This window comes from Streptomyces sp. CB02923, from assembly GCF_001905005.1.
Lineage (GTDB): Bacteria > Actinomycetota > Actinomycetes > Streptomycetales > Streptomycetaceae > Streptomyces.
In genome coordinates this window covers 542,889-557,604 of record NZ_LWKZ01000025.1, presented here as the reverse complement: position 1 = coordinate 557,604, position 14,716 = coordinate 542,889, and the positions used below count along the sequence as shown (strand labels likewise).

General features: G+C 65.4%; 15 protein-coding genes. 2 read left to right on the top strand and 13 right to left on the bottom strand.

The window, feature by feature from the left end; all coding sequences use genetic code 11:
* Positions 1–1,495: 1,495 nt before the first annotated feature.
* Positions 1,496–1,747 carry a DUF7848 domain-containing protein gene (locus tag A6A06_RS30675; protein WP_073766015.1) on the bottom strand — a complete coding sequence of 84 codons (252 nt, stop codon included), beginning with the start codon at positions 1,745–1,747 and terminating at the stop codon, positions 1,496–1,498.
* 481 nt (positions 1,748–2,228) lie between these two features.
* On the opposite strand from A6A06_RS30675, the gene A6A06_RS30670 reads away from it, so the two are divergent.
* Entirely contained in the window at positions 2,229–3,056 is an 828-nt protein-coding gene (locus A6A06_RS30670) for a helix-turn-helix domain-containing protein (RefSeq protein WP_073766013.1), read from the top strand.
* Entirely contained in the window at positions 3,053–3,271 is a 219-nt protein-coding gene (locus A6A06_RS30665; protein ID WP_073765506.1) for a DUF397 domain-containing protein, read from the top strand. The genes A6A06_RS30670 and A6A06_RS30665 overlap by 4 nt, the downstream gene beginning before the upstream one ends.
* 473 nt (positions 3,272–3,744) lie before the next feature.
* Here the strand turns inward: A6A06_RS30665 and A6A06_RS30655 are convergent, their stop codons facing one another.
* The 12 genes from A6A06_RS30655 to A6A06_RS30610 all read right to left on the bottom strand — a co-directional run bounded on the left by A6A06_RS30655 (position 3,745) and on the right by A6A06_RS30610 (position 14,682).
* The gene (locus A6A06_RS30655) at positions 3,745–4,068 is read right to left on the bottom strand and encodes a hypothetical protein (protein ID WP_199931272.1); all 324 of its coding nucleotides are present in this window, start codon (positions 4,066–4,068) and stop codon (positions 3,745–3,747) included.
* A gap of 961 nt (positions 4,069–5,029) precedes the next feature.
* Positions 5,030–5,833, bottom strand: coding sequence for a sigma factor (locus A6A06_RS30650; protein ID WP_073765500.1), 804 nt, complete (start codon positions 5,831–5,833; stop codon positions 5,030–5,032).
* 395 nt (positions 5,834–6,228) lie between these two features.
* Positions 6,229–8,085, bottom strand: coding sequence for a DNA polymerase (locus A6A06_RS30645; RefSeq protein ID WP_073765498.1), 1,857 nt, complete (start codon positions 8,083–8,085; stop codon positions 6,229–6,231).
* 67 nt (positions 8,086–8,152) lie between these two features.
* Positions 8,153–10,588 carry a phage/plasmid primase, P4 family gene (locus tag A6A06_RS30640; protein WP_073765496.1) on the bottom strand — a complete coding sequence of 812 codons (2,436 nt, stop codon included), beginning with the start codon at positions 10,586–10,588 and terminating at the stop codon, positions 8,153–8,155.
* Positions 10,589–10,722: 134 nt separating this feature from the next.
* The gene (locus tag A6A06_RS30635) at positions 10,723–11,235 is read right to left on the bottom strand and encodes a hypothetical protein (protein ID WP_073765494.1); all 513 of its coding nucleotides are present in this window, start codon (positions 11,233–11,235) and stop codon (positions 10,723–10,725) included.
* Positions 11,236–11,606: 371 nt separating this feature from the next.
* Positions 11,607–11,885, bottom strand: a complete 279-nt coding sequence (locus A6A06_RS30630; protein ID WP_073766011.1) for a hypothetical protein — start codon at positions 11,883–11,885, stop codon at positions 11,607–11,609.
* The gene (locus tag A6A06_RS42255; RefSeq protein ID WP_199931271.1) at positions 11,878–12,054 is read right to left on the bottom strand and encodes a hypothetical protein; all 177 of its coding nucleotides are present in this window, start codon (positions 12,052–12,054) and stop codon (positions 11,878–11,880) included. Before A6A06_RS42255 ends, A6A06_RS30630 begins: the two co-directional genes overlap by 8 nt.
* A 5-nt stretch (positions 12,055–12,059) precedes the next feature.
* Positions 12,060–12,770: a recombination directionality factor gene (locus A6A06_RS30625; protein WP_073765492.1), complete on the bottom strand. Its 711-nt coding sequence runs from the start codon at positions 12,768–12,770 to the stop codon at positions 12,060–12,062.
* A gap of 138 nt (positions 12,771–12,908) precedes the next feature.
* Positions 12,909–13,748, bottom strand: a complete 840-nt coding sequence (locus A6A06_RS30620; protein ID WP_073765490.1) for a hypothetical protein — start codon at positions 13,746–13,748, stop codon at positions 12,909–12,911.
* A gap of 152 nt (positions 13,749–13,900) precedes the next feature.
* Positions 13,901–14,149, bottom strand: coding sequence for a hypothetical protein (locus A6A06_RS42250; protein ID WP_199931270.1), 249 nt, complete (start codon positions 14,147–14,149; stop codon positions 13,901–13,903).
* 42 nt (positions 14,150–14,191) lie between these two features.
* Positions 14,192–14,482, bottom strand: a complete 291-nt coding sequence (locus A6A06_RS30615) for a hypothetical protein (protein WP_073765488.1) — start codon at positions 14,480–14,482, stop codon at positions 14,192–14,194.
* Entirely contained in the window at positions 14,479–14,682 is a 204-nt protein-coding gene (locus A6A06_RS30610; RefSeq protein WP_073765486.1) for a hypothetical protein, read from the bottom strand. Before A6A06_RS30610 ends, A6A06_RS30615 begins: the two co-directional genes overlap by 4 nt.
* Positions 14,683–14,716 lie beyond the last annotated feature (34 nt).

Genomic DNA, 14,716 nt, shown 5'->3' with positions numbered 1-14,716 from the left:
CCCTTGCCTGCCGCCCGCCACGCAATCCCCATGATCAAATTGCGTACCTCAGTTGCCGTCGCGTCGCACAGCGCGCGGATTTCTCGTTCTGTTGCGTCCATGGTCACCACGCTACGGACGACCACTGACAACGCACTCTGAGCATGGAAAAGGCCCCGCCCGGCATCAGGGGGACTAATGCTCGGACGGGGCCACCCGGGGGCTTACGGATTGGTCATAGGGGTGGACAGATCATCGAGTGTGAGGGGGAGATCCTTGGGGTCGATCTTGTTTCCCTCACACCGGATGCATACTCCGGTGGACTCGCCGATACCGCCTTGCGAGCCCCTGATCGAGGCTAGCGGCCCTCGTGTAACCACGTATCCGTACCCCTTGCAGCGCTGACATGGGTTGTCCCGCTCAACCGCCTCTTCGATATGCATGGCGCTCTGAGCTTCGTACATGTCATGCCTGGCCTGACAGACCGAACACAGCGGCAGTAGCTTTCCGTCTTCGTCCCTGTCCCGACTCCGTTTGTCACAGACGCAGGGGAAGTTCACGGCCATCACCACCACCACCGTTGGTCACGCGTCAGAGTCAGTACCACAGGTGTAGCACCTAAGTTTGGTCAAGCCTCCAGTGCCTTCGTCGGCCACGATAGCTGTGTTGTCGCTTCCGCAGCCGGGACATTGGGGACCCATCACCGGATCGATGGGTACGCGTTCACGCTGCGGTTCGAGGATCACTGTCATCTGTACCTCCCACATCAGATGGTGTACCCGTCCGGCCGCCGAAATCACGGAGAGAAAGGGCGACCGAACGGGAGTGTGGGTGGCGCGCCGGGTGAGATAGCCGTCTTGGGGGCTTCGGCGCCCCAGGGCTTCCTACTGATCTTCAGCCGGAAGCCTGTTGATGAGCCCCTCCGCCAGGTCGCGCGCGAGATCCTGAACGTCCTCAGGCAAGCGCTCGTCTCCTGCGGCATTGGCTGCTGCTCCGAGTCCGCTCGCTATGTCCAGCGGGTCGATGGGCTCTTGGGGCACGTGGCACCTATCTCTGAGTCTTCGGATGTTCGGAGCGGGGGCACCGGCAGTGAGTTCCCGGTGAGGCACCGGTGCCCCCAACCCGTCCGGCCGCCGATCTTGGCGGGAGGGAGCAACCGAACGGGCGTTCAGGTGGGGGCGCTGATGTGAGTGACCATTCCGAGATCAGCGCCCCCGGTCCCGTCCGGCGGGGCGAGCCGAACGGGGGTTTGTGTGGGGCGTCAACGCCAGAGCGAGCACCGCCGACGCCCCGGTTCCCTCTTATGGAGCAGGTCCGCCGTGTCGGTGGGCCACAAGAGGGGGTTGAGCCCGTCCCCTGCCGACCATGACGGGGATCACGGATGGGCCGCAGCGACAGGGGACGGGGGTCTAGTGGGGCAGGGTGTAGGACAAGGCGAGTGCCACGCCGCCCCCAATGAGCAGCACAACCCCCACCCCAGCCATGGTCACCTCTATGGCAGCGCGCGTCTTGTCCCTCACTTCGCCCCCTCAGCCTTCACGACGCGGACGGTCGTGGGCGCGAGGGAGGACCTGTTGAACGATTCGTGTCCGAACTCGTCTGCGTGCTCACGCATCCACTGGTCACGCTGCATGGGCGTGTCCCACGTGGAGGACTCCGCTCCGCACTCCTTTCCCTCGGTCGTCTCGGTGGTGCAGACGGCAGCGAACCTCGGCGCGTCGGACGGAAAGAAGCCCCGCATTCTGGGGGTCGGGTCGGTGGCGGTCATGAATCGGCCTTCAGGTTGGGGGACTTGGGGGATGTTGAGGGCGGCGTCACTGCCGCCGCTGGTGCGCATACGAAGCACTCCGTTGTGCCCGCGTGAGCGCGTGAGCCGGGTGAGGTTTTCCCGGCTGGGGGATTTGGTCACTTGTGGTCACCGTTCCTGGGGGTGCGGGGGAACACGGTGCGGGTGGGCTGCAATGATCTTGTTCGCGGCGGCAACAGCCATCGGGCGACCGGCGTTCTTGCCGTCGATCCGCGTCCGCCCCGCCGCGCGGCAGATGCGGCAGCCCACGGTCACGATCGGCTCCCGGGGCGCCCTAGAGGTAGCGCCGCCGGGCGCCGTGTGCTGGGGGACGTCGGCCGCCATGTCCTCAGCCCTTCTGCCGATGCGTAGTTGGGTACTCACACCCTGCCGCTACGGGCGTAGGCTCAACAGTCAGTTCTCTTGGACAAACGCGTTTGTCCAACGACCCATGGGGGTTCGAATGAGCGTCGAAAACGATGGCGTTGACCCCGGCGACCCCACCGCCTCACCACTCACGCACTTCGGCAACGAGGTGCAGATCGAGCGTGAACGCCTAGGCATGAAGCGTGAGGAGCTAGGTAAGGCTGCCGCGTGCGGGTACTCCCTTGTTGCCAAGATCGAGTCGGGCATCCGGGTGCCACCACGGGAGTTCGCCGAAGCGTGTGATCGGTCCTTCCCCCACTCGAACGGACGCTTCATGCGTCTGTGGCCGTTGGCCCTGCGGTACGCGTTCCCGCCCTGGTTCCGGAAGTACGTTGAACTGGAGGAGAAGGCCATAAGCGTCCGCATGTTCCAGCCGCAGCTAGTACCGGGGTTGGTGCAGACAGAGGAGTACGCCCACACGGTTCTCAGCAGTTCACGACCTCCCAACCTTGGGGACCTTGTGACTGCCCGGTTGGAGCGGCAACGCATTCTGACCGGCGATGCTCCGGCGCAGCTGTGGTTGATCCTGAATGAGGCGGTGCTCAGGAACCGTGTCGGCAACGATGATGTGATGCGTGGTCAGCTTGCGCACTTGCGGCGGCTGACCGAAGCGCCGACGAATCGGGTCCAGATCATCCGTGACTCTGGTCAGCATCACGGATGGGCGAGTCCGTTCGGCATCCTTTCGTTCCGTCAAGGGGCGGACGTCGTGCATGTGGACGGCTTCCCGAAAGGGTATGTCCTTGCTGAGCCGGAAGACGTAGCGTCGGCGCGAGACTCATATGATCTGCTGACTGCCATGGCCGCACCGCTCGATGAGTCGGCAGACTTGATCGACTCCATTTCGAAGGACTGTTACCCATGAACGACGACACCGCCGCCAGCACCATGTACGGGTGGGTCAGCTCTAGCTACAGCCAGACCAACGGAGGCGAGTGCATTGAGTGGGCGCCCTCATACGCGACCGCTCACGGCGTTGTGCCCGTCCGGGACAGCAAGGACCCGAACGGACCAGTTCTGACGTTGAGCCCTGACGCCTTCGCCGGACTGGTTGAGTTCGCCCGGCAGGCTGCCGTCTGACCTCGGCCGACCGGCCACGGCCCCGCCACTCCCCAGGGAGCGGCGGGGCTTTTCGTTACGCTGAGTAACATTTCGACCCCATGCCGGCATGGGGTCTTAGGTGCGAAACGGACACCACGGGCGCCGCGGCTTCACGTTCCGTGATCACGGGCGTGCCCACGCTGGCAGACGATCCGCCAGCCCGAACAGGCCCGGCAGCAGACTTCGGAGACGGACCCTGATCCGGAGCGGCAGCCACTCCCCCGCCCAGCCGTCCACCACGGCCTCACGGGGCCGCCCAGGGGCCGCCGACGACCCGCTGAGCACATGACACACGGATGAGGCTGCGCGGCCGTCTGGGGCCGCCTGAGCCTGCTCGGCGGGGCCGACCAAAGCGAGCAGCACGAGGAGGCAGCAGGCGGCCACACGGGCGCGCCGGGTCGGCTGGCGGTTCATCCCTCTCCTCAGGCTGTGCGATGTGCTGCGGCGGCCGGTCAAGCGGCCAGCCGGATGTTGCCGACGGTCGGGCCGTCGCCCAGGTGGTGGTCGTGCTGGCCGTAGTCGCACGCTGACCACTCGGCCCCGGGGCAGCGCAGGTACGCGCCGGTCTCCGGGCTTACGTACCACTCGGCCCCGCCAACCAGCTCGGCGCGCGTCAGCGTCCGTGCGTACAGCCGGAATCCGTCGTACCGGCCCGGCCTCAGCAGCCGGGCAACGAGGGCTCCTTGCGTCCGCAGAATCGCCGCGATGTCGTCACACGTAGTAATGCGCTCCTCCCCCAGTGGGGATGGCAGCGCGGCGCATGGTGCCCAGTCCAACCGGTTATCCCCCAGCTCAGGCACCCACACTGTCACCCGCACAATCCCCACACCCTGTTTACCCATGAACCAATCCTAGAACGCCCGTTCGAAAAACGGAAACTGAAACAGGGGAGTCATCCTGCTACGCACCGTGGCCGATGACTACCGGTTTTGTGGCGGGAAAGGGCCACTCCTCCCTCATGCAACCATTTGGCACTGACAGTGCCGATCTTCCTTATTAGTTGCAGTAAGCACGTACGCCCTCAAAAGAAAAGCCCCCGCCAGGGGGGGCGGGGGCGGATTTTCATCAGTGACTCATGTGGGCCATTGCTACCATGTGACAGTGACCACAGTGAAGACGTGCAAGCGGTGCGGCGAAATGAAGCCCTTAGAGGGCTTTTCGACAAACGGCCAGCGCGCAGATGGCTCCCCCCGCCACAAATCCGTCTGCAATGCGTGCCGCAGCAAGACAGACAGGCCAAAGCACATGTGCACCGAGCACGAGCGAGAGTGCCGAAGGTGCCATGAGGTGAAGCCGATTGAGAGGTTTTCGCCTCACGGGCAGCCTCGCGCCTGCGGCTGCCCTTACCGGCACTCCTCATGTATGCCATGCCGTGTTGCGGAGAACCGAGAGTACGTCGAGGCCAAACGGGCGGCTGGCGGGAACCCCACCCATGACGCGTTCCTCAGACGGCGGGCAATCTCTCTCGGCTTGACCCCCGAAGCGCTGGACGCACTCATGGATGAGCCATGCTTCGTTTGCGGTGCAGAGTCCGGCACGGACGGGAAGCAGCGAAACGGCCCCTTCGTGCATCCGGAGTCGGGGGAAGCGCGCGGGCCTATCTGTCGCGTATGCGCTTCGGGGATTGGCTACCTTGGGACGAACGCGGCGAGACTGGCTCGCGCGCTAGAACTACTGCAATAGAGCAAGGGGGCAGTACCTCACGTGAGGTACTGCCCTGCTCACGCCTGTTCGGGGCTAGGCGACTGCGGGCCAGTGTTCGGCGAAGCGGTCCTTGCCCTTGCTGCGGACTATGCGGACCTGGTGCAGGGGTATTCCGTGGTCGCGGGAGAGTTCTTCGTCCTGTTCGGTTCCGTAGTGGTCCACGGGGATGATGCCGGTAAGGCCCATGAGTACCGTGCGCTGTTGCTCCCCCAGTCGGTTAAGGGTCTTGCGCACCTTCAGGCCGGTTCGCTTGCTGCGTTCACGCGCATAGTCGTTGGGCTCAAGCAGATCGGCGGGAACCTCAACTTCAGCGGCCAAGGTGTCTGCGAGGGTGACGCTTTCGCCGGTCTCGCTCTGGGCAAGCGGCGCGTCCAAGTATTCGAGACCTTGATAGCTCAGGCGGGCGGCGTAAGCAGTGTCAGCACTCAGCCGCCTATCCCCCATGGCTTCCTTCGTGGTGGCCAGCCATTCGGCCTCGTAGGGGTCACCACCGGCCAGCGACAGGGCGCGTTCGAATGCGGCTGCCACGGAGCGGGATACGCCGTGCCGGGTCTCCTCCTTGCGGGTATCGCTCATGACCCCCTTGAGGGTGCGGTCCACGAAGGTGAAGAATTCCGCGACCGTCGTTCCCCGGAATCGGCCCAGGCATTCCCAGACGGCTATCCGGCCGGTCTGGGCCAGGTCTTCAGCGAGGGTGTGATCTGTGCGTCCGCCGCCCGTGGCGTACTTCCATGCGAGTTGCTTGACGCGTTCTTCGGTGGCTTTGACCACTGCCGTTACAGCGTCAAGCTCGTTGTCCTGAGCGGCAAAAATCTGGTCTTCAGTGAGGTCTATCAAGGGGAGTGCTCCGCTGTTCCTGGGCCGGTTGCACTCCCGTGGGGAGCGCAAGAGTTGCCCGGAACGGGGCGAAGCGCGCGAGACCAATTGATGACCGGAGTCATCGAAGCGTCAGGACATGCGGGGGCATGGCAAAGCCCCGTCCGGGATCGCTCCGAACGGGGCTTGCGCATTGCCTTCGTCGTTGCGTTGGCGTTGAACCTAGGCAGCGAAAAGGGCCGTTACAGCGGTGCTGTTGTCGGGTTAGACAGCCTTTCTTTTGCAGGGTTGTAAGACGTGCCGGAAGCGAAATGACGGCTCCGCCTGCGGCGGTATGGAGCGGCCTTCGCTGTAGTCCTTGAGGCGTAGCCGGATCACGGCCGGATAACGAGGCAGTACCTCACGTGAGGTACTGCCTAGAAGTCAGCTCCGTACAGCGAGCCCCACGACCGCCCGCCCACGTCCGCCTTGCTGACGATGGGCACGCCGAACAGGTTGAACGTCATGGCCTTCTCGAACTCCCGCGCATAGTCGGCCGCTTCACTGGCCGGGACGGACGCAAGGATTTCGTCATGGATCGGCAGGCGCATCGCGTCAAGGAGCCCCGCCGCTTCGGCGTTGATCAGGGCTTGCCCAAGCAAGTCCCTTGCCGCGCTTTGGCATTGGTAGTTCACGACGGCGTACGCCCTGTCACGGTCCAAAGGCATCCGCCTGCCGGTGGCTGACACAGTGACCATGCCGGTTGCCCGCGCTTCGCGCTGCCAGCGTGCCGACGCACGGCGGATCTCCGGGAAAGCGGCATCGTAGGCGTTGACGGCCCGCCTGATCTCCTCCTCGGCGGCGCCGGTCTGCCGGGCCAGCGCGGACACTCCTCCGCCGTAAACCTTGCCGAACCCAGCCCCCTTGAACAGCTTCCGGTCCTTCTCGGTTGCCCCCTCCCCCCTGATGAGCTGGGCCGTGTACATGTGAATGTCGAACTCCCCGCCACCGGACTGGAAACCCTCCTTCATCCGGCGCACGTCGGCGAGCGCGGCAAGGACACGCATCTCTACGGCCGCAAAATCGGTGCTCACCATGACGTGGCCTTCGTCGGCGAGAAGACAGCGCCGGATCATCTGATCGGACGACGGCAGGGTTTGGAGTGCCGGGCGTGTGACACCCATACGTCCCGTGCGCGCGGCCATGGAGTTGATGAACGGGTGCACCCTGCCGGATGAGTCCACGGTCTCTAGGAACGTCTGCGCGTACGTGGTGCGCCACTTCCCCGCGCGCTTGCTGCGGAGCACCGCTTCGGCAAGCGGATTCGGCGTGCGAGTGCCCAGCCGCTTCCAGGACAGATCCATGTCGGCGAGTGCGAGCAACACGGCTTTGTCCACCTTGACGGCGCCACTGGCCGTCTGCTCCGTCAGCCGCTCCCCCATGCCGGTCAGCGCTTCGGCTATCTGCCGGGTGGAGTTGACCGACTCGACGCCGTAGCGCGCGGCTATCTCGGCATACGTTTCCGCGTCGTCGCTCAGGTCCGCATCCAGTTCGCGCGTGAACTCCTCATCCAGGAGGAGCCCCCGGCGCTGCATGTGGGCGCAGATGCGGGATATCTGGTGTTCGTAGTCAACGAGCCGTTCCCGTACGCCCAGCCGGGCAAGTTCGGCGGCAAGGCACGGTTCCAGCCGGGCCGTGAGGATCACGTCCAACCCGGCGTACAGGTTGTAGACGGGATGATCCAGCGGGATGCGTGCGAACCCGCTCGCCTTCGTCAACCCCAGCCCTCGGAAAACGGCGGTTAGGTCACCTTGGGTGTCGGGGGCAGACCGGTCAACGTAGTACGCGGACAAGGGCTTTAGGCCAACCCCAATGCCCCCTTCCTGGGGCTGGCGCGGGTCGAGAAGCGCGGCCATCACGCGGGTATCCCGTGTGCGGGGCGCGAGGTCTTCCAGCGGTATGCCCGCGTGCCGGTCCAAGACCAGCCAATCGAACGCCGCGTTGTGGATCAGAAACCGGCGCACCTTCGTCAGCGCCTCAAGGGCAGCGCTGCGGAAGTCGCCACCCCGCTCCCAGTGGATCACCCACGCGTCGTGTGCGTCGCCGAACTGGACGGTCCGCAGACGGTAGCCGTCACTGAACACGTCAAGGCCGCTGGTCTCACTGTCGAGTGCGATCGGTCCGCGCCCGTCAGCCTGCCGGGCCCAGTCGAGAAAGGCGTCAAGCTCTTCGGGGGTTGCCGGTACGTGCACGCGCACCGTGTCACCAGCAACCGAGTGTCGATAGGTGAGCACTGTTCTCCCATGACAAGACCCCAGTGAGTCACATGACTCACTGGAATCAACTGAAGTTCGGTTGGGGTTACTTGGCGAAGATGTCCGGCGCGCTGCCCGGCCCGGCCACGGGCTCACGCACGCCTACGAGGGCAATGCCCTTCATCGTCTTTCGGCGCGTCACTCCGCGCTCTTCCATCGCGTCATAGAAGGTGCGCCGGGTCCATCGCTCCTTGAGTGGCAGGTTCTCCGCCTCGCACCAGTCCAAGTACGCGTTGAACGCGTCGGTCCCGTTCATCTCCTGGGAGTCGTCGCACGCCTCAAGGACGCCGGGGAAGAACCCGGCCAGCGCATCGGAGGTGGCCCGGTAGTCCTTGCTGGCCGTGATGATGGACGCCGGGTCTTTGAGCCCGTCGCGGTACCACTCGACGGCGCCGCGCACGGCCCATGCGGCAATGCCTTCGGCTTCCTTCATGAGCTTGTCGTCCAGCCCGTAATCCCGCTCGTGAGGGGCGAACCACCTGCGGAAGGGGATCATCTTCACGCGGCGCCAAAGCCCCTCATCCTGGCCACGGAATCTTGGCTTGTGATTGGTCGCCAGCATGAGAAGGAACGTCGGCTTGAACGTAAAGAACTCTTGACGCAGGAAGCGGGCGGCTACCTCGTCCTTGCCCGTGACGCGCTTGAGCACGCCTTCCGACATGGGCTTGCCGGACTCGCCTTCGGACGCCATGACCAGACGTGAACCCCTCAGCGCCGCAAGGTCGTTGGGGATGCCGCCGGACGGCTTCTCCTCGAACGTGGCGAACGGCGTGGTTCGCGTGATGGGCCGGAAGACCGCCGTAAGGGTGTCTGTCGCCACGCTCTTGCCGTTGGCTCCCTTGCCGTGCAGCACACAAAAGCACTGCTCGGCGTTGCTGCCGGTGATGCCATAGCCGATGAGGCGCTGAAAGAACGCGGGCAGCTCCGGTTCGTGGGGGAAGATTTCCGTGAGGAACTGGAGCCAACGGGAGCACTCCGCACGGGGGTTGAAGTTCACGTCCAGCCGGTACGTGAGCATGTCGCTCTTGTCGTGCGGGCGCAGCTTTCCGTACCGAAGGTCAACGGTCCCGTTCTTGAAGCTCAGCAAATGCGGCCGGGCGTCGAACTCTGACGCGTCCACGTGCACGGTCGGCACGCTGCGAAGCTCTGTCATCAGTGCGTCAATGCGCGTGGTCATCGTGTACCCGCGCGCCTTCTGCGTCTCCCCGGCGAGGACGAGGGCCGCCCCCATACGGTGGATCTCCTGCCGCACGCGCACCTCGGAGCGCTCCCATATCTGGCCGGTCCACACGTAGTAGCCCAGTCCGGGGGCGTAGCGAATGCTGCCGTCCGTCCACGCCACCAGTGCGTGAGCGTTCATGGCGTCCGACTCGCCGTAGCGGTTGATGAACCCGGCGAGGATGCGGGCCGCTTCGCTGCCTTCGTCGCGGGTGACCACGCCGGAACCGGTCCGGTTGGTCAGCTCCGCCGATACGGCGTCCGCTTCGGCTTCTTCCGAACTGGTCACTAGCCGCGCTGACTTGATGGCGTGGTGCAGTGCGAAGGGGAACCCGCCCGCGTCGCGCCCACGCCAGTCCGTGAGGTCGTCTCCGGCGTGAGGGATGGGCAGCGCGTACACGTCGATACCGAACGGGGCGAGCCCTTCGGCAAGCGCACGGTTGAAGCGCTGTCCCGCCGGGTCGTTGTCCCCCGCAGCGATGACCTGAGTGCCCTTGACCCCCGCCGCGAGTTCGGCCAGCAGATCGGGGCTCCCGGCGAGGGAAGCCCCCCGGATGACTACCGCGTCGTAGCCCACGGCAACGGCTGTGAGGCCGTCTCCGGGCCCCTCAGTGACGATGGTGACCCCGTAGCCCCCCTGCCCCCTCAGGACGCCGTACGGGGCCCAACGCTGGCCTGTGGGGTTGCGCAGCGACACCCACCGTCCCGGGCACTGGCCGGTCAGGTCCCGCCCCTGCAAGCCCCGGGGGGTGCCGTCGAACCCCAGCAGGGGGACAGTCACGCGGGGATGGCGCGTGAACGCCCGTGAGCGGTACGGGAACGCTTCTGTCGGGTAGTCCCCGCCGTCCACGCCGATCCGGAGATCAGCCGCGCCGTCTTCGTCCAGGCCGAAGCGGTCCGAGAGGTACGCCCGTGCTGTATTCGCGTGCAGGCGCTCGAAGTCGAAGAGGCGGGCCGCCGTCTCGTCAACGTAGCGTGCGAGCGCGGCCGTCGGCCCAGCACCTACCAGGGTCGGACGCTCGCGCGGCACGACGGCGCCGGGGCCGGTGGCGTTGAACAGCTCGGCCCACGTGAGCCCTGCCGCCTTGATGACGTTCTCAGTTGGGCAGCCTGCCCGGCATGTCAGCCGGACCTTGTTGTCATCTCCGCGCCAGATGCGCAGAGACGGACGGGAATCGGCGTGCGCCGGGCAGGCTGCCAGGTAACCCCCGTCCACCTCTTCGCTGACTTCGGTGAATCGGGTGAGTAGATCAGTGAACTTCATGTGTGCGCTCCCTTGGTTACTCACCTGGGGAGCGCAGTGGTTGCCTGCCTACGGTCGTTACGCTGAGTCGACCCCGCGAAGCCCGGCATGTCCGTTTTCAACCCTGAATTCCGATGCCGGCATGAGGTCAAATCTCACTGTGCGTAATGTTGGGCGCGCACGTCGGCCAGGAGCAGACGGAAGTGTTCAAGGTCTGTGGTCAGGTACCACTTGCCGGTGTCCAGCCCCCGCAGGGAGACCGTGAATCCGTACCGGTCGGCGAACGCCTGCGACGGCAAGCCGAGTGCGTGACGCACCCGCGTCCACGTGCGGACGCTGACGTGTACCCGGCCCCGCCGGACGTTGGCCCGGGGCACCTTGACCACGGCCACGCCGTACGGAAAGCCTGCGTGCCGTGCCTCGACTTCGGCTTGCCGCAGGAACGTTGGCACGGCGGGGCTCTTGACGTTCTTGCATTCCAGCACGAAGGGCACCGCGTGCACGTCGCCGACATCTGCCGCCCCTTCCTGGGCCGGGCGCCTTACGTTGTGCGCGTCGAACGGGTCCAGGAGCTTGCCGTACTCGTCCACCTGGCCCAGCTCCTTGTTGAGGTAGTCGCGTACGTCCGACTCCCACTGAGTGCCCTTGGCCTTGTTGGGGTTAGCCACGTCGGCACCACCACACAACGAGCGCCAGGAGGAGCACGACCAAGCCCAGAGCGGTGCCCATGACCGCGCACGCCAGCGCGACCGCGAACGGCTCACCCGCCGTCACCGCGACCACCTCACGTCAGCCCCGCGTGCCACCGTGTCAGCGATCACGTGGACGTACCGTCCCCAGTCGTGCCGGTTCCACGCGCCCGGCTCAAGCCAGAGCGTGTCCCCCTCCCCTAGCTGCCTCAAGTCCCCCAGCGCAGGGGCCGTTTGGGCCGTCACTCTTCGTTCCATGTCTCCCCTTCCGCAGTACCTCACGTGAGGTACTGCGGCACGCGAAAGGGCCGGACAGTCCGCGTGGGAACTGTCCGGCCCTTTGCCTGCTGCTAGTCGCGGGTGGCCGCGTCGGCCATGATCAGCCGCGCGTGCTCCGCACTGATCCACTCCGCCCGCATGGTGCGGCGCTTCGTGAAGCCCGACTCCGTACCGGTCGGCTGAACCTTGAGCATGGGCCGGAGCCTGCCGCCCTCAAGAACGGCCGTCACCTTCTGCACGATGGCGTCCGAGACGCGCACCCGGTTCCCCTGCCGGGCCGCGTAGTTGATCAGATCTCCGGGGTAGATCTCTTCCCCCGCGTAGTCCGTGACCACGCCCCGCTTAGACAACCTCATACCCCTCGTCGTCATCGACGCCGAAGCGGCGCCGTCGTTCGTGAATGACCGCCTTGCGCGCCTGCGGCGGGAACTCCCAAAGGGGCGACGCAACGTTGTCGTCAGCCGCCCCCTTGAGGGCTCGTGCCCAGTCGTACGGCGTGCTCTGATCAAGCTTCGCCACGGGGCTTACCGCTCTTCCGCGATGGCGTCGCTGTACGCCTTGAGCACCTTCACGACGGGCTTGTAATAGGAGACGTTCAGCCCCTTGTTCTTGCCCTTCTTGATGGTGAACTCCACCAGTTCCAGAGAGAGATCACACAGCGCGGGACCATTGGTGTCCTCAAGGTCGTTTTCGTACTCGTGCAGCACGCTCGCCATGACCCAACTGGACGTCTGGAACTTGAACTTGCCCAACTCCAGGTCATCCGCCAGCCGGAACGTGACCGTGATGGACGGAGACGGACCCATAAGATCCTTGGCCGCCTGCTTGCGCTCCGCGAACAGCTCCGGGCAGGCACACGGCGTGCCCTTGCGCTCATCCGGCGAGAGGAACACGGAACCGTCACAGTGGTGGACCAGCTTGTTCCTGTTCCAGAGCTTCATGTCCGCGTGGATGGCCCCCGGGCCGTCCAGTACGACCGGGACGGATTCCCGGCTGGTGAACACGTCAATGAAGTTCTCGGCCGTCGAATCGGTCTCAACAGGCGTGCCGCCGAACAGTTCGGCGACCGCCTTCGCCACCATGGGGTCACCTGTGGAGATGCGCCACTCCGAAAGAACTTCCGGCTGGCCGTCGATCTGATGGCCGGAGTGAAAGCGCCCAACAGTGTCGTCGGCGAACGTCTGCTTCGGCTTGGGCTTGGCGTTGGGGTCGGTGTCAAAGATGGTCAGCGCCATACGCGTAACTCTCCTGCTGTGTAAGGGGGTTTGGAGAGGGGCGGGCGGAAGGGGATTCGCTGGCAGTACCTCACGTGAGGTACTGCCCATCCGCCTTCGGCCCGCCCCTGCTTGACCTAGAGCGCGAGGGTTGCTCGGCTACTTGGCGCGGCGCTGAGTCCCGGTCACGATGCCCCCGGCGCTCTTCGCGATGGCGCGGCCAATGACCGTCTTGGACACATCGCGGTCCCAGGTGAAGACGCGCCGGAGCGCGAGGAAGAACGAGAAGACGTGTGCACTGATGTTGACGGGCTTGAAAGACCAGCCGTCCGGCGTGATGTGCAGTACCGCCGCGCCGTCGAAGTCGGGCATGGGCTCGCTGGTGCCGTCCGGCGCAATGATCCGGTCCGCGTTGGCGTAGGCGCTCATCTGTAGCGCCACGTCCGGGTAGGTGGCCTTGCTCGTCTTCCAATCGGCAATCAGCAGATGCGGCGCCCCGGACCGGTCCGGGGTCGGCTTGCCGTCCTCGTCCAGCCACACGCGGAGTACGGCGTCGAACGATCCGGCGTACTCGTACTCGTCCGACCACGCGACATCTTCCGCCCGGACAAGCTCCGGGTTCACGGCTGTCAGGAAGTCGGCGAAGTGGATGCGGTAGGGCCCTAGGTCCGGGTGGACAGCGCCGACGTGCTCACCCCGGATCATGCGCTCGAACAGGTCGTGCGCGTTGCTGCCTACGTCGGCACGGATCTTCGTGTACCGACGGGCGGCACCCTTGAGGTAGTCGACCGCCCCCTGTCGGTCCCGCTCCGCCATCTGTGCCACGAACGGCAGGGAGTCAACGGCGAGTTCGGCCGTCATGCGGGCGTACCAGAACGGCAGGAACGGCTTTGGGCCCATGCTGATGATGGACGTTACCCCGGGCGCCTTGGTCTCCGGCCGGTCCGGGTGGATGTAGAAACGGCTGCCGCCGCGCTGAATGGTGCGTACGCGTCCCACGCGTGCCCCCTTCGCCTAGGTGATCTGTCACCTAGGGGGGAGCGCACCGGTTGCCTGAGCCTCAGGCAGGGCCCTGTACGGCCGCCTGAGGGCATGGGAAAGCCCCGCCCGGCCACGGGGGCCGAACGGGGCTGGCAGGCGCTCAGGCGGGCCTAGGGGGCTTGCTGGTTCTTCCTTGCGCGTGCTTCCGCTACCGCCCGCTCGGCGCACTCCGCCTCACGGATTAGCTGGGCAGCCACGTCACGAGCCCCTTTGCTGGTCAGCTCAATATCAATCGGCCGATCGTAGTCCTTGCGGTCATTGACGTACGACCTGATCACCACCGTGTCCACATTGCTGGTTGCCTTACTCACGCCTGCCCTGATTGTCGCAAGACGCGCTGTACGGGCTTCCTTGGGCATTGAGTTCCCCTCGCTCATCAGGCGTATCCGAATCCGCCCCGTTCACTCGCCTTGCATCATCCTCCGGTGCCGCTCGTGCCGGTCGGCGGCAAGCTCCGTGGCACCCGTGATGTGCTGGGCCACGCAGTCATCACACACGGGCCGCGTGACGGTCCGCCGCACGGCTTCCGGGTCCGGATTGGGATTGCGGTGCACCTCACCATCTACAACGATCACGTCGGGAGGTAACCCCGTCGCCGGATCAATGCGGATGGCGTTGACGCACTCCGGGCACCCCATGAACCTGTCCTTGCACTGGGCGCACGTCATGATCCCCAACATCTCACCGGTCATGCTTCCCCTCCGAATCGTTCACCCTTGTCCAGCGCCACCGTCAGCGCCTCAGAAATGCGTTCCCACGCCGCGCACTGTTCGGCCGTCACGCTCTCCGCCCGTACGGCGGCCATCAAGTGAAGTCGCCCAAAGTCCTCCTCCGTCAGCACGACAGAGAATGTGTGCAGCGGTTGTTGGCCGCCGCTGTCTGTCAGCTCCATGCCGACCCCTTCCGAATGGGGGCAGTACCTCACG